At 37.0% G+C, this 20242-nt stretch carries 19 protein-coding genes; 8 read left to right on the forward strand and 11 right to left on the reverse strand.

Going from position 1 to position 20242, the window contains the following annotated elements; translation table 11 throughout:
* Nucleotides 1–217: 217 nt before the first annotated feature.
* The 5 genes from R7O13_RS03940 to R7O13_RS03960 all read right to left on the reverse strand — a co-directional run bounded on the left by R7O13_RS03940 (nt 218) and on the right by R7O13_RS03960 (nt 5444).
* Nucleotides 218–2275 carry a DUF262 domain-containing protein gene (locus R7O13_RS03940; protein ID WP_025536112.1) on the reverse strand — a complete coding sequence of 686 codons (2058 nt, stop codon included), beginning with the start codon at nt 2273–2275 and terminating at the stop codon, nt 218–220.
* Nucleotides 2268–3737 carry a DUF262 domain-containing protein gene (locus R7O13_RS03945; protein WP_318303046.1) on the reverse strand — a complete coding sequence of 490 codons (1470 nt, stop codon included), beginning with the start codon at nt 3735–3737 and terminating at the stop codon, nt 2268–2270. Before R7O13_RS03945 ends, R7O13_RS03940 begins: the two co-directional genes overlap by 8 nt.
* A 535-nt stretch (nt 3738–4272) precedes the next feature.
* Nucleotides 4273–4701 carry a helix-turn-helix transcriptional regulator gene (locus R7O13_RS03950; RefSeq protein ID WP_081248212.1) on the reverse strand — a complete coding sequence of 143 codons (429 nt, stop codon included), beginning with the start codon at nt 4699–4701 and terminating at the stop codon, nt 4273–4275.
* 69 nt (nt 4702–4770) lie between these two features.
* Complete coding sequence (locus R7O13_RS03955) at nt 4771–5043, reverse strand: hypothetical protein (RefSeq protein ID WP_025536118.1); 273 nt, start codon at nt 5041–5043, stop codon at nt 4771–4773.
* 20 nt (nt 5044–5063) lie between these two features.
* Complete coding sequence (locus R7O13_RS03960; RefSeq protein ID WP_318303051.1) at nt 5064–5444, reverse strand: hypothetical protein; 381 nt, start codon at nt 5442–5444, stop codon at nt 5064–5066.
* A 189-nt stretch (nt 5445–5633) separates the two neighbouring features.
* Between R7O13_RS03960 and R7O13_RS03965 the strand changes: the two genes are divergently transcribed.
* From R7O13_RS03965 to R7O13_RS03985, 5 genes are all read left to right on the forward strand, one after another.
* Nucleotides 5634–6077, forward strand: coding sequence for a hypothetical protein (locus R7O13_RS03965; RefSeq protein WP_116921260.1), 444 nt, complete (start codon nt 5634–5636; stop codon nt 6075–6077).
* A gap of 710 nt (nt 6078–6787) precedes the next feature.
* Nucleotides 6788–9211: a DEAD/DEAH box helicase family protein gene (locus tag R7O13_RS03970; RefSeq protein WP_193281398.1), complete on the forward strand. Its 2424-nt coding sequence runs from the start codon at nt 6788–6790 to the stop codon at nt 9209–9211.
* 38 nt (nt 9212–9249) lie between these two features.
* The gene (locus tag R7O13_RS03975) at nt 9250–9753 is read left to right on the forward strand and encodes a hypothetical protein (protein WP_025536126.1); all 504 of its coding nucleotides are present in this window, start codon (nt 9250–9252) and stop codon (nt 9751–9753) included.
* A gap of 154 nt (nt 9754–9907) precedes the next feature.
* Nucleotides 9908–10336: a hypothetical protein gene (locus tag R7O13_RS03980; RefSeq protein WP_116921262.1), complete on the forward strand. Its 429-nt coding sequence runs from the start codon at nt 9908–9910 to the stop codon at nt 10334–10336.
* A gap of 194 nt (nt 10337–10530) precedes the next feature.
* Complete coding sequence (locus R7O13_RS03985; protein ID WP_318303055.1) at nt 10531–10719, forward strand: hypothetical protein; 189 nt, start codon at nt 10531–10533, stop codon at nt 10717–10719.
* Nucleotides 10720–10909: 190 nt separating this feature from the next.
* Here R7O13_RS03985 and R7O13_RS03990 read toward each other — a convergent pair whose 3' ends face one another.
* Nucleotides 10910–12016 (reverse strand): hypothetical protein, encoded by a 1107-nt coding sequence (locus tag R7O13_RS03990; RefSeq protein ID WP_116921264.1) that lies wholly within the window; start codon nt 12014–12016, stop codon nt 10910–10912.
* Between the two features lie 304 nt (nt 12017–12320).
* Here R7O13_RS03990 and R7O13_RS31500 point away from each other — a divergent pair, with 304 nt between their 5' ends.
* Nucleotides 12321–12506: a DUF4113 domain-containing protein gene (locus tag R7O13_RS31500; protein ID WP_080254954.1), complete on the forward strand. Its 186-nt coding sequence runs from the start codon at nt 12321–12323 to the stop codon at nt 12504–12506.
* On the opposite strand, the gene R7O13_RS03995 is transcribed toward R7O13_RS31500, so the two are convergent.
* Nucleotides 12472–12864 carry a hypothetical protein gene (locus R7O13_RS03995; RefSeq protein WP_006071664.1) on the reverse strand — a complete coding sequence of 131 codons (393 nt, stop codon included), beginning with the start codon at nt 12862–12864 and terminating at the stop codon, nt 12472–12474. The genes R7O13_RS31500 and R7O13_RS03995 overlap by 35 nt on opposite strands.
* Nucleotides 12861–13283, reverse strand: coding sequence for an ATP-binding protein (locus R7O13_RS04000; protein ID WP_140360278.1), 423 nt, complete (start codon nt 13281–13283; stop codon nt 12861–12863). The genes R7O13_RS03995 and R7O13_RS04000 overlap by 4 nt, the downstream gene beginning before the upstream one ends.
* A 570-nt stretch (nt 13284–13853) precedes the next feature.
* On the opposite strand from R7O13_RS04000, the gene R7O13_RS04005 reads away from it, so the two are divergent.
* Nucleotides 13854–14429 carry a DUF2913 family protein gene (locus R7O13_RS04005; RefSeq protein ID WP_140360277.1) on the forward strand — a complete coding sequence of 192 codons (576 nt, stop codon included), beginning with the start codon at nt 13854–13856 and terminating at the stop codon, nt 14427–14429.
* A 392-nt stretch (nt 14430–14821) separates the two neighbouring features.
* The gene (locus tag R7O13_RS04010; RefSeq protein ID WP_140360276.1) at nt 14822–15475 is read left to right on the forward strand and encodes a HEPN domain-containing protein; all 654 of its coding nucleotides are present in this window, start codon (nt 14822–14824) and stop codon (nt 15473–15475) included.
* A gap of 85 nt (nt 15476–15560) precedes the next feature.
* On the opposite strand, the gene R7O13_RS04015 is transcribed toward R7O13_RS04010, so the two are convergent.
* The 3 genes from R7O13_RS04015 to R7O13_RS04025 all read right to left on the reverse strand — a co-directional run bounded on the left by R7O13_RS04015 (nt 15561) and on the right by R7O13_RS04025 (nt 20239).
* Nucleotides 15561–17777: a dynamin family protein gene (locus R7O13_RS04015; RefSeq protein WP_140360275.1), complete on the reverse strand. Its 2217-nt coding sequence runs from the start codon at nt 17775–17777 to the stop codon at nt 15561–15563.
* Nucleotides 17778–17781: 4 nt separating this feature from the next.
* Nucleotides 17782–18924, reverse strand: a complete 1143-nt coding sequence (locus R7O13_RS04020) for a TerB family tellurite resistance protein (RefSeq protein WP_180208761.1) — start codon at nt 18922–18924, stop codon at nt 17782–17784.
* Between the two features lie 79 nt (nt 18925–19003).
* Nucleotides 19004–20239: a TerB family tellurite resistance protein gene (locus R7O13_RS04025; protein WP_318303058.1), complete on the reverse strand. Its 1236-nt coding sequence runs from the start codon at nt 20237–20239 to the stop codon at nt 19004–19006.
* Nucleotides 20240–20242 lie beyond the last annotated feature (3 nt).

Below are 20242 nucleotides of genomic sequence, written 5' to 3' on the forward strand. Positions count from 1 at the left end.
TCTGACAGTTACCTTCGCTCCGCACACAATATTCTCAGTGTGCGTTTAATATGTGCTTCGGATGCTCCAACCGATATAACGAACGGCTTACATAGCCATTTTGATTTACAGGTTACCTTCTCTGCACTTTCAAATGTCTAACTAATTAGAATCCAATTGAACTACAGAGAATTTATTGAAACGAGTTGCGCCACACGTTATTTATGTCCAACTCTGCTCATCCGTTTGCCCCTGTTCTAGAGTCTTTCGTCAATACTTCTATCATTTGCTGTTCATGTTCAAGGATTTGATTCACACCCCATTCCCCGCTGTTATTTAGGTGCTGGATCATTTCGTATAGCTTCAATGTATCGATGTTTTTAGCGTTAATGGCTGCTTTAAAGTGATCACGCTTTGCCGAAGGTTGTACGTTGCTTAACTTCGAGTTTTTACTGTGACTAATAAGGCATAAGTTACCAAATCGGTGTAGTTCACTATTATCCAGTTTTTTATGGCCATCCAATGGATGCTGTGGATAAAAGTGCTCGACTGAACTTCGGAAAGTAAACTCAAACTCGTTGATAACAGCATCGGCACTGCTTTCTAATCCGTTGCACCATAGTAGGTAATCTAGGTAGTTGAATACCAAGTTATTCTCAATCTCGCCATATCTTAGTAAGTCCATCACCGATTCATCATCACTATCCAAGGCTTGATAACCCGCACCTTGGTAAATCATGGCGAAATACTCTGCGCCTTCTGGCTGTAAAAAACGGCCAAAGACAAACTGACGAGCCAGACGCTCAAGGCTTTCAAGGTAAGCGACAGGACTTATTTCGTCCATATAGTAAAGCTGATACAGCGCACCATTGAGCCAGTGTTTATAGACCATAGTTGGAGTAGACACGTGAAGTGCGCTCAACAGCATTAAAATACGTCGGTTAATTCCCTCGAAGCCATCTTCACAGTCATTATTCGCGCTACTGTCAAAGGTGTTGATGTAGCTTTGGCTCTTATCATTGTAAAAATGTAAGCGCTTAAGGCTCCACTTATCTTCACCCTGAGCATATTCACGTTTGATAATGTATTGGTCAAATAGGTATTTAGACTTCAGCAATGCAAATACGAAATCTTTTACTGCTTCGATTCGTGCGTTCTTGTCCAACAGGTCTTTATTCAATAGATATTGTTCAAACTGATCAAGTAAGCGCTTGTCATCTAAAGCCACATCTTGTTTGGTATAAACCCTAAGTACATGTAACAAGAAGTTAGAGAAGTTAATGACACTATTAAACCGCTCTGGGGGAAACTCTTTTTCAGTAGTGTGTTTTGAAGACGGAGGCTTAGCTAACATATCACTCAAACTTAGAGAAACGGCGACTTTTTCCTCGTTCTCTTTTTGAGCTTCATTATCAACTATTATTTTTTGTACATCTTCAAAGCTCTTCTGGGTAAACTGCCCCCAATCATTGATACCAAATAGTTCGTGGCGAACTGACTTACTAAAGCCGTACTGAATATAGCGCTCCATGTTGGCTGTTGCATCCCACACCTTATCCAGGACATCAATATTCTGCTCGCGCTCACTTTTATCTTCAATGTCGTTAAATACTGACATCAAACGAGCTTTGACTACCTCGTGTTTTTCTAGTTGCTCACCACGGTTATTCATCACCTCAAAGTAGTGATTTAAATCGGTGTCTTTTGGTACAGAAATACGAGCAATTTCCACTTGATTAAAAAGGTAGGAGCAAAAGTCACCCAGTTTATCACCTAGAGCCAATAAGCCTTTTTCGAGAAGATGGTATCCCTCAACAACATCAATGTTGAACTCATCATTTTTCAAGTTCTCTAATGCAACACCTTGTTTCAAAGCAGAAAAAGTATCAGAAGATTTTTGGCGGCTCTCAAAGTCGAGATTGGGTACGTCATACCAACCCATCTCTATGGATTGTGGCGCTGAGCGTTTACTTTCAATTGAAATGTTGCCCTCTGCAATACGCTTGAGCGCAAACGCGAGCAAAGTCAGTGTCGTAAAACGCTGCTGACCATCGATCACTTCAAACTGACCATTAGGGCGCTCAAAGACCACCAAAGTTCCAATATAATAGGGCTGGTTAGGCTTATGCAACTGGTAGTCGTGCACATCTTGAATAAGTTGATTGATTTCTCCTTCACCCCAAGCATAGTTGCGCTGATACATAGGCACGAGATAACGACTAGTATCCGCGAGCAGTTCTTTCACTCTAAAGCTGTATATACCATCATGTGCTTTTGCGCCAAGACTGTTATTCATAGTACTTCATCTCCTGAAACAGCCCTTCGATTTCTGCTAGCTTGGTGCCTTTGACCTCACTTTGTTTAATGCTAGGTAGCGGACAATTTAAAACATCACTTGGCTGTATCGCTTGCTTGATGCGCTCGAACATATTGTGCTTGAGAGCATGATTATCCATCGTTACCAACTGCACCACCTGCATTTTCAAACGGCAGCGGTAAGCCCAAATAAACAATTTTTCAATGGCTTGGGATAATTGGTTCGCCCCAAACTTATCTAAATAAAAAATTACTCCACAATCAAATAAAGTACGCACATAGCCATCACCAGTGCGAGTTCGCGATGAGTAGCTATTTAGAGTGTGTAAAATGTTGCTCGGCAAAGGCTCTAGTTCATGCCCCAATATGACAATGGGTTGGTTATCATCACCTTTGTGCTCACTCTCGATAATGGCACTAATGGTACGTTGATAGTGGCTGGTCATTTCAAAAAAACGGCGACCGTTGATGATCATTTGATCAAGGTGAAATGGAAAACTCATTTTTTGATGATCTATCTGTCTTTGGTATTGGCCGTTATAGTCGTCCACAAAATGGTGGGAAATTCTTAATGGCTCCACATAAGGGTACAAGCCAACTTGCTCAAGGTTTACCCCTTTAAACAACCCCACCTGTGACTTACCGAAGTATTGTGCGGGTTTGCCTTGCGCCCAATTACGAATACGAAACAAATAATTGGCGAACAGATTTGCTAGTTGTTTACTTTGCAAACTCTCCCAGTGGCTCACTGACTGGGCTTTTAGTTCGCTTTCTGCAACAGAGAACTCGCGCAAGTGAAACGCTTTTAATAAATCATGAGGATCGAGATCTCTCCCTCTGGCGTTTTGGGAATCAAAAAACTGAAACGCCTCTGAAACGTCATCCAACACAAATGTAACCACTTCACAGCGGTTGAGTAAATAATCGATATCCGCTTCAGTAAAATCATTGCGGCTGACCGCTCTTTTCGCCGCCATAAAGTTTTGATGCAGATTGTGGTGCGAAATATCGCTGCTAAAGCGTTGTCCTGCTAGAAAGCTTGCAAGTGGGGCTTTAAGCTTCTGTAGGCTATCCCGAACATCTTTGCGCTTTATCGCTTGTTGTTCACTTGTGCTTAGCAGCCGCTCTTCTATTAACGCCTGCACTAACAACAGCAAGGTGAGCGTACGTTGCTGTCCATCGACGATGTCTAGCTGCTCGACATTCTCTTGGTCATTGCCACCATCGTAATGTCGGTGAAATACGACCGCTCCCAAACGATAGGCAGACTTATCACGATACACCTTTAAGTCATTGAGTAAATCCGCGAGATTGGCTTGCGTCCATTTATAGGGGCGCTGGTATTTAGGTATAACTAAATTGTCTAGTGCCAGTAACTCAATAACCTTAGTCACCTGTTTATTGAGATAGTGTGGAACTTTCATTTCCGATATAATCGGCACCCTAGCTCTCCTTATCAAACGTTATGGCATTTCTATCTGTGTATTTTTCATACTGCTTTGTAAGCATAAAAATCTGGTTGGATTTGTTTTTTTATTTATATCCATTGCACTATCACGCTACCTCATATTCATACTAAAAAGCCTATTATCTCTGGTTCCAATTAACCCATCGAACATCAATTTCGTCCTCGATACCCCAGTCGGGGAGTAACAGGAATTGATAACTGAAAACGCATCTTCAATTAAGCTATATATTTCATATGACATCTATATTCCAGACCTGATGACGATGATTCTTGCCGTAAACGGACACAGAAAATTTTCAATTTCCTTTAGATCTGGTGTCAAAGCCGAAAACCTTAGCTTTACTCGACCAAATTGCATTATTTCACCGCGCTCAAGCCAACGAAAACCAGCATAATCAACTGAAATCATACTGTGCCCCAAATCAATCAACTTTTTCCGTAAGCGATTCCGCTGCCTTACGCTGAGTTTATTGAAATCACGGCTTTTATATCTCAATTTATTAACCTTCTTATTCGTAAAGGACGGTCAAACTACTGAGTCGATATAGGACTTCATCTACCAATATTATTGGCTTGACTGTAATTACATCTGTAGAGAAGCGTAAAATCCAGCCCACTAAGTCATAGGTAACATGAGACTCTGGAGTTACTGTTGTCCACTCTTTATCAGTAGCAGAAATTCGCTGAGTCGTGCTGAGTTCATTGTGCATAAGCCAGTGGTATACAAAGCCTCTTACCTTTAATTTGATTTGTTCCATATTGCTACTGATCAGCCAACTTGTGGGGTTCGATAAGCTGTACTCTCCAAGATCAAAGGTGACTGGCTTTTCAATTTTAGACTCAAGCAGTTCAACACTTGACATCCTCGAAACGTTGAATAGTTGTGGAACATTTCGCTGCCCAACCTTGGTCGCGACTAGGTAATAAAGCTCGAACAAGGCCTAACCGCTTCTCAAAATTAGGTTTTCAGTCATGCTGAAAAGCATGACAATTTCGAAGTAAAGTGGCTATGTAAATTTATAGTTAATAGCCTTATGAAAGTGGAGAGTATAATTATCTATTTCTTTCAACTTCAAGCTGCAATAAGGGCAATGAATGATGTTAAAAGCAGTTTGCCACAGCAACTCTCCTACCTCATTAAGTTCATGGCTTAATTCTAGATCCATTTCTGTTGCGGTTTCAGAGACAAACAAAAACCATTGTTCTTCAGTTGTGTAGTGATCTGTATAGTACACTTGAACTTCCTTAGGCATTTGTTCACATTGATGCCGCTTCGTCATAATATCTATCCCGATTCACGTTAAAAGAAACAAAACATTTCGCTTTCTTTGACTTGCTCTTTTCGTTTTGATTTGTAACGATTGCAACCATAGAGTCCAGGGACACGAGATTCTTTCTGTGTTTGGTTGCTTTGCGCTGATTGGAGTCTATCCGTTTTAGTATGGTATTGACTCGACAACATACAGTTATCCGATTTTTTATTGGAGAATGATGCGTTTGGTTTAATTCTATGCTGCTGTTCTTCAACAGTTAAACTGTTCGCTTTAAGTAATGCCTCGCAATCTTCGATTAAATAATCATCAAAAGGATTTAAATAAACACTGGGATTTAAACCATCATTTAAACGACTTTTAACAAAGTTTAGTTTTGGGTTTTTATATATATATTTACGACGATTCATTTTGTTCACCTTTAAATCAAGAAGATGTTTAATACCTTTTTAATAAACCACATTTAAAAACTATTGTAAATATAAAAACAAAAATATAAGTCAAACAATAATTTTTTAATTATTAAAAACTTCCACACTTTTTAAGTTTGGTTTAAAATTGGAGCATTAGCAGTTGTACATCTAATAGGAATAAAACTAATGACATTGACTGAAAAACAAGAAGCAGCCATAGAAATATTTAATAGTCGCAATAATATCCGAGGCTTAGAACTATCTCTGGGTGAGCTAGAAGCAATCCGTGATAGAGTTAGCCACGTTATCGATGAGCTTAATACTGAGCAAGAAGTGAAGGCTGTTGAAGCAGCTATACACGCTTTACAAGTAATTGACTTTGAAATACCTCACGAACTCGAAAAAAAGTATAAAACTTTAACAGGTTCAAAGTCTTCTACCGCAACGAAGCGAAAACCAGCACCACTCGTTAAATTTAAAGTAGGAGAAGATGTTTTTAAAGAAAGATCCCAAGGTAAAGCATCACGTGAACTGGCGGCAGCAATAGAAAGATACAATAGTGAAAATGGTACAAAACTGACTAAGAAAGACTTTAAAACCGATGAAATCGTTGAGGATGACAACCTCTAGTGAATCGCCATTAATTTTCTTAATGGCCTTTCCAATTTACGGACAGAATATCGCCATTCGTTTACTGGAGTTATTATCACGTACTCATCTATTGAAACTCTCGCTCAAAGAGCGAGTCTACCTACTGATGCATAGTACCTCGCAAGTGGCATATATATTTAATGCTTAATTTTGAGTGTCCACTTCTCCATTTATTATTATATATACAATTGAGAAGTGGACACATAGGTCGATAGCCATTCAAAGGTTAACTTTTACTCAAAATGAACAACCAGCAAGTTTAGCATGCTACCGCATGCATAATTCAATGTCAATTAAGAGTTTATGTTTAGGAATACAGGCTCTCAGTGTCCACATCTACATTTCTGTATTATATATACAATACAGAAATGGACACATTGTTATACGATCATAAGTCAAAGCAAGTCATATTTCTAAACTTAAATACTCTAAGTTACAACCTGAACAGTTTGTTATACATGTAAGTAATATTATTTAAATAATATTATTAACAACGTAATGACTCATTTAACCTTTCTATTATAATTTAAATACCATCGAATATTAAAATTATAATAGAAAACCAGCAACGATTAAATCATTGAAATGTAAAGAATAAATAGGCATTATAAAAAACATTAAAAAACAGATTGATCTTGTCGTTATTTATTAATTAGAATTTTAAAAAACTAATTAATCGAGATTAAATCATGGAATATTTTTATAAAAATATCAGCACAGCTACACCTTTAAAAAACAAAAATATTAGACTTCACATTACTAAGAATGAAAAGGATGTTATAAAAGACACCGAAGCACGTGATGACATAGCTATACGATCTCCGAGTGAAGTACTCATTAATAACCACGTCTATAACCGTTGTGTGAGTTCAATCTGTATTTACGCATCGACTGATTTACACGAAATCATCGATGCCATAGCCACAGCCATCCGATTTAAAAAGGAGTTGCGCATCTCAGGCCACCCGATAGATTTGATCGATATGCACCCTATATTTCAAGAAGTCTACTTAACGTCTCAGGCATGTAAGCTAGACATCAACAATGATGAGTTGATAGAACATGCGTTCAAGCTGCTCAGACAAGCTGTGCAAACGTCTACTGCATCTATTGATGTTGTGAAGTCTTTTGCTTCAACATTCTTTGAGATCAGTGACGATGAGGTCAATCAGCGTTTACGCTCCGTCAGGCTAAAGGAGAATGAAGCGATCACTCTGTCCCTGAACTTTTCAGAAGCAAAGACGGTTTCCTGTTTAAACAACATCGACTTATCGTTAAACCGAGTTAATGTTATCTCTGCTGAAACAGGGACGGGGAAAACAACGTATGTCATTGATAATTATCTTCGTGATCTTCTGAAAAAGGATTCGAACTTAAGAGTTGCTATCATTGCTCATAAAAACGAAATCAACAATAACATAAATTATAAGATCTCAACACTGCTACCCAATGCAAAGGAAGCAAATCACAACACTAAGTCATTAAGAAAGCTTGAAGAGGCACAAATCATCGTTTCAACCACAAACTCACTGCCTAACATGCTGCAATATGTACTCGGCTGCGATTTAGTTATCTTCGATGAGAGCGAAAAAGGCTTCTTGTCACTCGACGGTAATCATTATAAAAATGAACGACTGAAAGCAAAATCATTTAACGCTTTAAAAACGGTCATCACCTACGCTAAGCAAGTTATCATGATGGATGCTGACAGCACTAACTGCATCACTTCTGAATTAGTTAAGTCTACAGGAATTCAGGATTATCAGCTCTATAAAGTCGAGGGCGGAAAATATTCTGACATCAACATCAACCTGGTGAATAGAGATACCATACTGAACGCAATCAGGAACGAAGATAACGATTATCAGGTGATTGCTTTTGATAAGAAAGAAGCTTTGTACCAATATTTGTTTTCGATAGGCCTTAAATCTTCAGGTAAAGGCTGTGCTGAAAAAGCACTGGAAGCTGGGTATCTAGTGGTTACACGTGATACTTGTAATACTGATGCTGTACGTAAATATCTAGCTACCCCAAACGTTTCAAGTTTCTTGTACAAGCAAATCTTATACTCGCCCTACATCGATTCAGCAGTCAGTATCGAAACCAATTACACAGATAAGGTTTTAGTTATATCACATAGTATACTAACACCTAAGGGACTCATTCAGATAGGGAGAAGGTTTCGCCAAGCAAAGGAAATTACTTACGGTGTTCAAACCGACAACGTTATCCCCTATGAGTACAAAAACATAGATTCTTCTGGTAAACCAATCGATAGTTCGTTTACTTTCGAACACATGCAGCACGTTATCCATCATATCTCGACGCATACGCGCCATAATATGCCTGTATCTTTACAGCGCACCGCGAAAGCGTTAGGTTTTCGAGTTAACTCTGAAGAATACTACGCAAAACAAGATGCTAATGAATCTCTGCTGCAAAAGCAGCTTGTAGAAGTATACAGAGCCTCAGTTAACGAATCGATTTATAACGCGCCTGAACATGTCACTGACCTGGATGAAGCTAATGAAGTCATTCAATCAGGCCAAGCAAACAACTTGCAACTAAGTGCTGCTGAAAAGAGAGTGATTTCAGAAAGGTTGCATATTCAAATTGATTATTTGACTGACGACGCAATCTCATTTTCTAGAAACAAAGCTTCGTTATTAGAACATTTGCAAGAATATACTGAGTGGCGCCAGACTAAAACACCAGACAAGCCTCTTTTTAATCTGATGAATGTTCTTTTTAACACTTTAAACATATCTATTGAAAGTATTGACCAGAAGCATTCTATCCCTAAATCCAGTTATTATGAAGCTTATGATGTTATCAACCAGTTATTAAATACTAATTCCGCACTTTGTAAAAAACTGAGTTCGATGAATACAATGTTGAAACCCATCACTTCAGAATCACATTCTGAAGGCTATAAAACACGGGCAATAAATAATTTTCTTTCTAAACTCGGATTTGACATTGAAGTTGATCATAAAACAAACGGGAATTATAGAAAGTATAACATTTGGTTAAATTCACACGCGTATCCATCGATACTCAATCGACATGATTATTATGAAACTTCACTTGATGTAAAACAAGCTATTATGTAATCATTCTTTTCGGTTTAAGTAACTCTACCTTTTAATCTATGAAAATGATTTTCGAAATGCAGTATCTGCGTAAAGAAAAGTTCATCTATAAACGTGAAGAGATCTGCTCAATCTTTAGAAATGATGATATTGAGCAGATCATTGCAAAACACGATTATATCGTGAGTATCGATTTAGAACGATTTGTTTACTTGCGTTCAACATTGCCGCCTGACTTTTTTGACAAACTTGCTCTGTCGCTACGTGAGCATGAACTGTGTTACATCTCTTTCGAAGATGCCCTATCACGCTGGAGCGTTATCTCTCAAATTCCGATGGTTTTAATTCTCGGTACAACGGGTGAATCGGGCTTTTATAAGACTAGATTTGGCAGTATTGAGTTTGTCCATGTTCCCCATAGTAGAGAGTTAATACTTTCAAATACGACCGAACCGTATTACGCCATTCGATTAGCTAAGAAATTTTTTGCTTTTGAAGATTTAAAACGGATTGATAGAAACATGCATCTTATCGACTACGAAGAACTCTATTGTGATGATTAAATAATTAAAATCATAAACCTTTACTTTTTATAGAAGTTAATTGACTTTAATCAAAATAAATTATAAATTAAAAAAAGACACGTTAAATACCCCACGTGTCACTTAATAAATCTACAATAAACGAAGTTTGGGGTAAGTTTATTAAGGATTTATTATGCAAAATTTGAAGAACTATCAAGAACAGTCAAATAATCAACTTTCTTTGATTGACCGCCCTCTATCCATTAGTCATAACATTCGTTTAAACGGAAGAAAATTACATATCACTTCCCCACTAGATCTATGCCTTACTTTTGCACAATCCATGGAGCTTGTACTCCTTTCGTATATAAAGCTGAATGATGGCTCTGCTATTATGGCAACCTTTTCAAGCACGCTTCTAAGTCAGATTGAAAGTGAGGAGGACATCTTAAACGTAGTGTTTGCTCTCAATAAATCTCACTTTAGAAATCTAATTAATAATGGGGAACTTCAACTTTATCTTTTTGATGATGTTGATAAAAACTCCGAAATGGATGATTTCTTTTGCTCCTTCTCAATTAACGACTGGCTAAAACAAGTTAAGACCAATCAAATCTCATAAAACCATACTCTTTACTCTACGTTAACCCTTTCCCAAGTTGACTATTGCCAGCGTGTAATCGCTGGCTTTTATCGTCTGTGCCTACCTTCGATTAAAGCCCCCTTAGCAGCTTTGATTGCTAACTGCTCTACTTTACTTGTAAAACCTATGCAAGAGTCAATGAGTTTTTGGGTTCGACGACCCTAGGAGGCGTATTGCATCCAGTTCAGGACTTGGCAGGTTCAATGCAAGTTGCTCTCGAAGCTGGCGCACGCAAGATTCTCATTCCTATGGCATCTGCTACAGATATTCCGACGGTGCCTGCTGAAACATTTACCAAGTTTCAAGTTAGCTTTCACGGTGCCCCTGTAGATGATGTTTACAAGGCTCTCGGGGTTAGTTGATATTTGTTTATGAGGTATTAAAGCGGCTTTATGCCGCTTTAATACAATTATGCTACTCAGTATTTATCATTTAGTCTTATATAAACTTCGCTTGCACTGACTCACTGTCAACCTCGGAATTCACCTGTTCATTAATGTAAATATTTAATGGCAAACCTGAAAGAATGCAACAAATCTCACAACAACTCTCCTACACCAATACCCTTGCACCTGGTACGTAACCGCCCGCTTTAGCTATCCTACGTTTTAATTCGAGGTGGTTATCAACAGGTAGTCCACACCACTTTCTGACATCTTCAATGATAGAGAATAACTTCAGTGAATTGATGTTCTCGACTACGACTAACAAGTCATTCTCATCCACATCAGTTTGCCAAGTGAGTTCACTCATATGTACGGCTCCATCGCCGTATTTTTCAGTATCTGGATAAGAACAAATCTGGTACTCATGAGAAAGATGAATCAGCAGGTGGTAGTTCATGTCTTCACTTAGGTACAGTTCACATCGTACCGATTGCCATAAATCATGTTTGATGCATTTATTGGTTGGATAGCGACTGCCATCGCCAAAACGCTCGATAATCGGTTGATTAACAGGTTTGGGGTTGTTCGAGTTTTCGATTAGTAATACTTTCTCTCCTGTCATGACGACCTCTTCAACATCAACGACAGGATTTAGGTTAAAAGACTCCTCGGTAGCTAGTAAAAATGTCGGACATTGCTTAACAAGCATCCACAGTTGGTATATCAAGTGGAAGACATCTTTATCCTCAACTAACACAGAGCTGTTGAACACAGGCATCTTAAGACAGGAATCCTCATTCTGATTTTTTAACCAGTGATGATATCTTTGGAAGGTATCTTCTAAGTCATCATCACGAATCATTTCATCTATATCTGACAAGCGAATAGTTTCAATATAGTTACCATTCTCATCTTCTATTGGAATACACTTACTTAATAAATTGGCCTGATTTTCATGATCTTGGAAAAAGCGAATGAGTTCCCGCAAGTAGCGATTTTCCATTAACTCATCAAACGACGCGACAAAGGTGTCTACGCTGTTAAAGCGTAAAGCATGCTCAAAACGTCCAGACTCACGACGCGGCGCTCCGCAAAAGTCGATAATTGATTGCCTTTCAGATGGCGACAAAAGTCTTTTGGCCGTTTTCATCTCACTTATGCGAGACTCTTCTATACAGAGTACATTTGACATATCTTTCTGCGTTTTACCCTGACTCTTAAAGTAGCTGATAGCGTGGTTTATCCACAATATGGTATCTCGTTTCTTGCTCATAAGTTCTCCTTAAGTATTGATTTATAGACTATAGAATACCTAGCGAGATGTAATTACTTATTTAGCGTAATTTATCGTAATAAATTACAGAGCAAAAATTCTAGGGCATTTTGACACTGAGCGGTAATACCTAAAACGAGTTACAATGCTGAACTAAAACTACTAAGTATCCTCTAAACTATCAGACCTGTTATTTCAAACGAGATAAGATTTTATAAAATTGGTATTGGAACTGGTTGACTTAGTGGGTGAGCAACATGAGCAGTCGAACTCTTTAATCTGAATCACGATTGGTCCAAAATTAATGGATGTTTATGATACGTTAAACCAAAGATTTGGGTGTGTGGAACAAGGGGGAATCGCAGAAGTGCAAATGCGGCGTCAGATGTTAACGCCGCAATATACGACCCCAATGGGTCGATTTACCGAAGATCAGGTGCTAGCTATCCCACAATCTACAATTCGATGTCACGATACACTAGTCTATTGAGTTCCTTTTCAGCTTTACAATAAATCTGATCAGCAAATATTTCCGAATTAAGGATCTTTGCATCCGCTGCTATCCCTTTATCACGATACACATTGATCAGTTTCCACACGGTTTTACCGCGTTCAACTTCAACGAAAGTTGCATACGGTATGCCTGAATATGAACTCGCAACTCTTGTATAAACTGTAATTAAGATTCGAATACCTACCTGATCCTTTTTAAATAGATAAGTATCTAAAGTCTCTTGCACTTCGTTGAGTATTTTATAGACGCCTTCACTGGTTAATTCTCTAGCACTTGTACGCTTTTGCACTAACTCGAGTGCTTTGTCTAACCCATTAATTTTTATTGAACTCATTGTGACGCCTCCATTGCAGGTGAAGACATCAATGCAGGATTTAACTTCTCAAACTGTTTACGCATTCGAGCAATGACAGCATCAGGTACACCATGAATATTTTGGTATTTCCCATTTATCTCAATGACTTTGAATAATACATTCATCTCATCCGCAAGTGATTTGTAAAATGACATTTCCCAGTTTTTTACAAATGTGTTTGCAACCACGACGTCAAATCCTGCACGAAGTAAGCGCTTCGTTTCGAGTTGACACCAGGCATGAGCATTTTTGATTAGAGCGGGGTCGTATTGATAGGTATCGTTTTTATCGATAAAAAATTGGTCAGCTTCAACTAAGACAGCATCGAGAGTTTTTGCGTATGTAGACTTTCCAGAGCCTGGTAATCCACGCACAAGAGTAAGTGTTTGCTTGGCCATTTTGGCGTTTCCTTTTATTAAAAAATAATTCCCTCCTCTCACCGATAAGGTGATGAATTCTTTGATATTGTTTAATTTATTTAACTCAATCTTTATACAAATTGAGATAGAGAGTGTTCAAGCTTATTAAAACGTATGAAAACCTTTTCGTCAACAATTTATTTCAATAAAAACAAAGACATATTCTTTACTTTTAAGGCTATTTATATCTAATAAAAACAAAGAATCGGTTTTACCCCTTATCGGGGGTAAACGACAGACTACCCTCTATAAGGGGTAAAGATGGTTTATTGACTATGAATCAAACATCGATTAATGCACTGCGAAAGCAGTGCTGAACGAAAACGCTTAGTACCACATTGGGCAAACATTTAATATGGAAAGGGCAGAACTGACTTAGTTAGTTCCATTACACTTACTACTAGACTGATCCACACCACCTTTTAGTGGACATCCGCTCAGATAATCGGGCCCCCCCTTATAAAAATGACAGTAATCCAATTGCTGTGTTCGTTTGCATTTCTTTTTGTATGTTAGAATAACAACACCAGTAAATAATCAACGCTTACAATGTCAGAACAGTCATATCACAAGCTTTTAAAATCTACTTTTGAAAATGCACTGCTTCATCTCTACTTTAAGGTCAGTGCGTCTCAAAGCTTTGTCAAAGAAGTACAGCGCAACAAAATCCTCATTGACTTCTTAAAACCAAAATTGAGAGATCAACGCTATTCACTTATCAAAAAAAAGCTAAAAACCGTCTGCTTAATGAAAAACAAATTTGGATCAATCGAGAAACACTTAAATGGGATTGTTCAACAATATAGTTTAATCAAGAGCATGAATGATGTAGACAAACTCTATGACTTGCTTGAGCAGTTCGAGAAGGCAGGATTTGAAACAAAGCTGATTGAAGAAACTCCAACACAGAATCAAGATGTTGTTTATTTAGATAGAGCACACATTAACCATTGTTTCGATGAGATCGATAATCACCAAATCGCACCAATTTCTTTACTCATTCATACAGAACAACTAGACAAGTTTACTCAATGTCTTGATGAACAAATCCATTTTAAATATGAATTTTTTCAATTTAATGAATCATTGAAGAACTATCACTATCGCTTACATCCTACATCATAAATCTCAGACAAGCGAAGGTTTCCAAAGTAGAAAAGTGTTTATAATGACGGCGATATTAGAGACTTTCAGATTTTTATTCTTTGTGATCAGACAAATGAGTGTAGTTGTATTAAAAAATCAAGCTTACACAACAATCAGACGACTGCGATTAACCTGATACTGAGATAAAACTTTAGCAATAAAATCGTAAAGTTTTTCATATGTGTATTTAAGCTTGACCTTTTTCAATATTTAGATACTACAGACGATTATTCGCTCTTTGCTATGAAATCGCAATCAGGGAGAATATCAAATATAAAAAACATATTTAAAAATCTTTTAGTCCATGTCTAGTCACAGTGATGGCTGGTCATAAAAAATACACTCCCATAATCATAGTAAACGAGGAACAAATGCTTACTTTCGATACTTTAAAAAAACGTCACCGCAATGAGAGGGAATACTACTCTGAGGCTCTTTCAACTAGAGTACATCGCTCACTGAGCTGGCTTAAGAAAGCTAAGTCATGTGATGACGAAGACTCAAAATTTATTTTCCTTTGGATTGCTTTCAATGCTGCATACGCACAAGAGTTTGAACAAAAAGTTAATTATGGGGAACGAGGACTTTATCAAGAGTTTTTGACACGACTTGTTGAATTGGATACTGAAAATTTATTATCACACATCGTCTGGCATAATTACTCTGGGGCTATAAGATCTTTATTGGACAATGAATTTATTCTAGAAAGTTATTGGAGTTATCATGCAGGGAGGATCACCGAAGGTGAATGGAAGGCAGCCCGAAGTAGATCCAAGATTGCGGCTAACGCAGCTCTTGGACAGGACAATACCGCTTCAGTTCTTTCAATCGTATTTGCCCGTCTATATACACTACGTAACCAAATTATTCATGGTGGAGCAACTTACGGTAGCTCAGCGAACCGTAAACAACTCCGAGATTGTACTAATCTGTTGGAAAAGCTATTACCAACTATAATTAAAGTTATGATGGATTCTAGCAATGAATTATGGGGAGACCCTGTCTATCCGTTAATACAAGATTAAAAGTTGAGTTGAGCTTGAGGGCATTTATATGTGCCCTCAGTCACTTTACTACTTTATTCTTTTTGTCAAGTTTGATAAACAGGTGTCATACGCAAAGTTTAAGCTTATCCTCTTCAACCATCTGAAGAATATCGCTGTACTCTTTCAGAGCTTGTTCTTTATTCTCTAAGTCTGCTCTCAGCTGCTCAACATTAGACTCTAAATCTCTAATAAGCGTGGGAAGAAACTTTTGTTCTTCTTTTGAGATTTTTCCGAGCATTTCAGAGCTGCACTTTGCAACTTCCTCATTGATTTCCGTTAGCAACAAACCAACCACCCTAGCCTGCTCTTGTCTCAGTTTTTGGATCTCTTCACCTTCGACTTCATTTATAGAAAACTGTTGCCTGATCGAGTTGATGTGATGATCTAGGTCTAAACTAATTGCAGAAATCGTAATTCGATCAACAGAATTACTCAGAGGCAATAGTATCATTTCAGGGTCGAAATCTGGGTCTGAAAAGTCAAATAAACCTTTTACTGCATGCTTAATATCTTCACGGAACTGATTGATGTTAATTGCTTGTGAGCTTACCTGGTAAAGCCTATCACTTGTCTCAATAACAAAATCTTCTAGCTTTTGTACAGCATCTTGAACATTTGCGTAGGTATATTTGACAGTTCTATACTTTGTACTAGCCACAGTTTTCCTTGAAAACCAAGTAGACGGACTGAATAACTCTGGATCATAGACCTTATTATAGGTGGTATAAGACTCTTCTCGGCTGCCCGTTTGAGAGTTAATACGCTGTACTGAAACTGAGTCTTGCCCTATTCCATGTTCCACTTTTCGCAGTGTTTTTTCGATATGTACTCGGTACTTGTCGAAAACCATACTCACCTTTGTTTTCCCAGCATTGATTCGCTCGGCTAATTCTTTCTGCTTCTTTTCAATTACGGCTAAATCACCTTGTAAAAGGTTGTTTTTCTTATGAGTAATATCATCATAAATAGCTGTTAGCTTTTGCAATAACTCTCTCTCGGCACCTTTCATTAAGTTATCGAGTCGCTCGGACATAATTGCATTTTTATTTTCTCGGACAAGCTCCAATTTAGAGTGAACTTTATTGAAATTTGCAACCGCTGCGAGGATTTCAGGAGTAAAAGTAAAATCGTCAAACATTTGGTTCAAACGACTGAGTGTATGCTGCTCTTCTTCACTCAAATCGCTCCCCTTTCTCGCTAAATCATAGCAACGAGAAGATACAAAAATAGGAGGTAATGCATTCTTCAGTGTTTGCATCAAGTGTGATTGACCACAATTATTCAACTCATCTTGGCGGCAGACTGCACTAACTTCGGACTGTGCTTGGTCATTTAAACTTTGCGTCAATGCAGGCAAAGCCTGCTGAATTGACTCATAATTGCTGTACTCATCAAGCAACGCACTGTCGAATAGAGAACCAATTAAGATGATCTCTTCAATACCTTTATTCGGGATATTTTGTGCTAGCAGTGCCATGTCTTGGCTGTCTAGGAATTGACCACAGTAGCTCAATAAAAATATAACATCACATTGCCCCAAAAATTCTTGTGTACGTCTACCACGAGACACAATTGGGTCATTCAACCCTGGGGTATCAACTACTTCAATATCTTTAAGACCAGGTAAGTTCAGCGCTAATGAAGAGCTTTTCACAATAGGAGTAAACTTTCCGTCAGCTCCCACATAAGGTGTTAAGTCAGAAATTAGAACTTCGTTTGAGCTAACTTCATCAATAACCTGCACCTGATCAAGATAATTATCAACATTCAACCCTGAACGTTTTACCATCTGATAAAGCTCAAAGCATGCCTTAGACTCTTCTGGATGATTCGGCTTCTGTGGTGGCCGAACACCTCTTCGGCTTATACTTGAGCTTTGGGAGGCTTGGAAATCTGCTATCAAATCTTGATAATGCTTCTCTTCTTGTTCAACTCGTAGTGCTTGTTCTAGAACTTTGTTCCATTCATTTTTGCTGTAAAACTCAATTTTGGCACTTGGCTCTTGTGCATAGCTAATTCTAGTGAGCGCAGCGGTCATAGGTGTCGCGGCTTTTGGTAAAACTGACTCACCATCAAATAGGAGGCTGTTCAGGAAAGAAGACTTTCCTCGCTTAATCTGACCTACAATACCAATCCTCAAAATGCGATTTTCTTGTTGAGCATTCAAGAGGTCAGCTTCGAATGTGGTGCGCAACTGGTTTACATCTTCAAGAATCTTAGAATCGATCACTGTATTATGATGTTCATATCGTGAATAGACTTCACTTATTTTATCTTTCATAGACTTACTTATTAAAAACCCTATATAATGTCCCTTGGATAGTTTTATCCGTCAAAGAACTATGTAACATTAATTCTTTATATTTTTTTATATGATCAAAGTTTTTCATTGTGGTACTATAAATAGAACTCAACCCGACAATATCTGGTCTTCCTTTATATTTTTTATATCCAAAAAGAATACCATTGATATCAATTAGACTACCCTCAGTATATTTTTTTTCTAAGTTTAGAATTCTTTTATTTTTATCAACATTAGAGGATATAACAGTTTTAGAACCATCTTCTAACATATAGCGTTCTACCTCAGTGATCCCAAGGCTATTATAATAATATTCTATTAAATCATTATCGTTAATTAAATGCGGTAGTTCTATATACAAACTTTCATTTAACTGATCATAACCTAGTTTGATTGTTCTTAAATTAACATCATTCATATCAGTTGAAATAAAAATTCCGTTCTGAACAGTCGCCTCCCTTCTACTAATTTTTGATTGTAACAATGGCAGTAAGACTTCATTATTAAATCCATATTTAATTTTATCTTTAGTATTAGCTAATATTTTTCTCTTAGAGATTTTTTTACTTCTCTGTGTCAACTCATTGAAATTAACTTCATAGTATTTAAGAATGTGGCTAAAGAATTTAGGTTGTAATAAATGAGTATTGAAGTATAATTCGCTATCTTGCCAATTTTTATTTCTGACGTGACAGAAAAAATCAAAAATATCGCTATAGAGACCTTTAGAAACTTCAAATTGCAATGCCAACTCATCTATAATATTTTTTTCTGATACTGAAATAGCTCCATCACGAACACTAATCATAAAAGCATCGAATAAAAAAAGTTGCGCGATTGGTTTACGTTTAAAATATTTCAAAATACTTTGAACTATGTTTGTGTCTGGCTTGTTAGCAAAATCTATACAACTATCAAGAATAGACTCGTCCACCTCAAGAGATATAATTAAAGTTAATAAATAGTTTTTCTTTTCTTCATGCATATCACCGTTAGCATTCATTATTAATGCTAACCCTTGTAAATAGAGCAACCTCTCTTCGAGGGATAGCTCCTTAGCTGCATGACTTTCAAATGCACTACTTTCTTTAGCAGCCTCTTTTATTGTTGATAAAATATCTATCATTCTCTTAACTCTAACCTAACCATGAAACTCGTACTATATATTTTACTGAGAACTATAGTTATCTACAATTCGACAAAAACTATAACAAATCCACTTCTTTTAATGAGCCTTTAGAATCTTGATCATCGAGTCCATAATCAAGAAAAATATCTCCATCTCTACTAAAGAAAGAGGACGAGATTAGACTAGCCATAGTCCCCTTTTCATTTTTCTTTTCCTGGTAAATATACTCATAAAAATCAACTCCTATTTTTGATGAGTAAATTTCATCATTCCCGAAAATGTCATATTTTCCATTATTGATATATTGAAAAAGTTTATTAGCAATAGCTATAAACTTGCCATTTTCAAAGTTTGTAGATAATTTCAACTTTCGATTAGATACTTTATCAATTTCTCCATGAATTATATTATTACTATCAAATAAAAACTCAAACATTTCAATATTACTAATATTCAAATAATTTGATACAAATGAAATTATTATTCTATCTGAAATATTCTCATCATTAACCAAATATAAGCTCTTGCTTTCTTGATGGTAACCAAAACCTACTGTAGAAAGTTCACATTCTTTTTCCTCTGGAAATATGATTTTTCCCATGAATACTTTCACTTCACCTCTATCGATTCCAGATTGAATTATCGGTAATACAACATCATTATTAAGTGTTATCTTCATCTCATTGCTTTCTGATAAAGAATTTACACGGCTTTTGAAGATTTCTAAAACTCTTTTATTTCTAATATTTTTAGTACGCTCTAATAAACCCTCAAAATCGACCTCATAATAATCTAACAAATGCCTAAAATATTCTGGATTTAACAAGTGACTCGAAAAATATAAAGAACTTTCTTCCCAGTCTTTATTCTTAATATGGCAGAATAAGTCGAAGATATCTTGATATGTCCCTTTTAAGACTTCTAATTGCTCTGCAATCTTATCAACTACTGCATTTTCACGCTCATCAACATTTTCATCTCTTCGTGTCATCACTAATGCATCAAATAAGAACAATTGAGAAATCGGTCTTCGTCTAAATGTACGGAAAAATGCTTGAACAGTATCTTTGTCAGGACACTGCGCAAACTCGACAACGCTTTCAAGAATCGATTCATCCATCTCAAATGATTTGATTAGAATACGGATAAATTCTTTCTCTTCAGGGTGGATCATACCATCAGCATTCATTACAAGCGCTATACCTTGTAAATAAAGTAAGCGCTCTTCTAGACTAAGATCTTTTGCTGGATGGTTTTCAAAGGAATTAGCTTCTTTCGTCGCTTCATTGATGATGTCTAAAATATCTAGCATAAC

The sequence above is a fragment of the Vibrio sp. Y176 genome (assembly GCF_033438945.1).

Coding starts and splice junctions, on each gene's coding strand:
- R7O13_RS03940 (WP_025536112.1), bottom strand. CDS start 2,275: ATGAATAACAGTCTTGGCGCAAAAGCACATGATGGTATATACAGCTTT.
- R7O13_RS03955 (WP_025536118.1), bottom strand. CDS start 5,043: ATGACGAAGCGGCATCAATGTGAACAAATGCCTAAGGAAGTTCAAGTG.
- R7O13_RS03960 (WP_318303051.1), bottom strand. CDS start 5,444: ATGAATCGTCGTAAATATATATATAAAAACCCAAAACTAAACTTTGTT.
- R7O13_RS03965 (WP_116921260.1), top strand. CDS start 5,634: ATGACATTGACTGAAAAACAAGAAGCAGCCATAGAAATATTTAATAGT.
- R7O13_RS03970 (WP_193281398.1), top strand. CDS start 6,788: ATGGAATATTTTTATAAAAATATCAGCACAGCTACACCTTTAAAAAAC.
- R7O13_RS03975 (WP_025536126.1), top strand. CDS start 9,250: ATGAAAATGATTTTCGAAATGCAGTATCTGCGTAAAGAAAAGTTCATC.
- R7O13_RS03980 (WP_116921262.1), top strand. CDS start 9,908: ATGCAAAATTTGAAGAACTATCAAGAACAGTCAAATAATCAACTTTCT.
- R7O13_RS03990 (WP_116921264.1), bottom strand. CDS start 12,016: ATGAGCAAGAAACGAGATACCATATTGTGGATAAACCACGCTATCAGC.
- R7O13_RS31500 (WP_080254954.1), top strand. CDS start 12,321: ATGGATGTTTATGATACGTTAAACCAAAGATTTGGGTGTGTGGAACAA.
- R7O13_RS03995 (WP_006071664.1), bottom strand. CDS start 12,864: ATGAGTTCAATAAAAATTAATGGGTTAGACAAAGCACTCGAGTTAGTG.
- R7O13_RS04000 (WP_140360278.1), bottom strand. CDS start 13,283: ATGGCCAAGCAAACACTTACTCTTGTGCGTGGATTACCAGGCTCTGGA.
- R7O13_RS04005 (WP_140360277.1), top strand. CDS start 13,854: ATGTCAGAACAGTCATATCACAAGCTTTTAAAATCTACTTTTGAAAAT.
- R7O13_RS04010 (WP_140360276.1), top strand. CDS start 14,822: ATGCTTACTTTCGATACTTTAAAAAAACGTCACCGCAATGAGAGGGAA.
- R7O13_RS04015 (WP_140360275.1), bottom strand. CDS start 17,777: ATGAAAGATAAAATAAGTGAAGTCTATTCACGATATGAACATCATAAT.
- R7O13_RS04020 (WP_180208761.1), bottom strand. CDS start 18,924: ATGATAGATATTTTATCAACAATAAAAGAGGCTGCTAAAGAAAGTAGT.
- R7O13_RS04025 (WP_318303058.1), bottom strand. CDS start 20,239: ATGCTAGATATTTTAGACATCATCAATGAAGCGACGAAAGAAGCTAAT.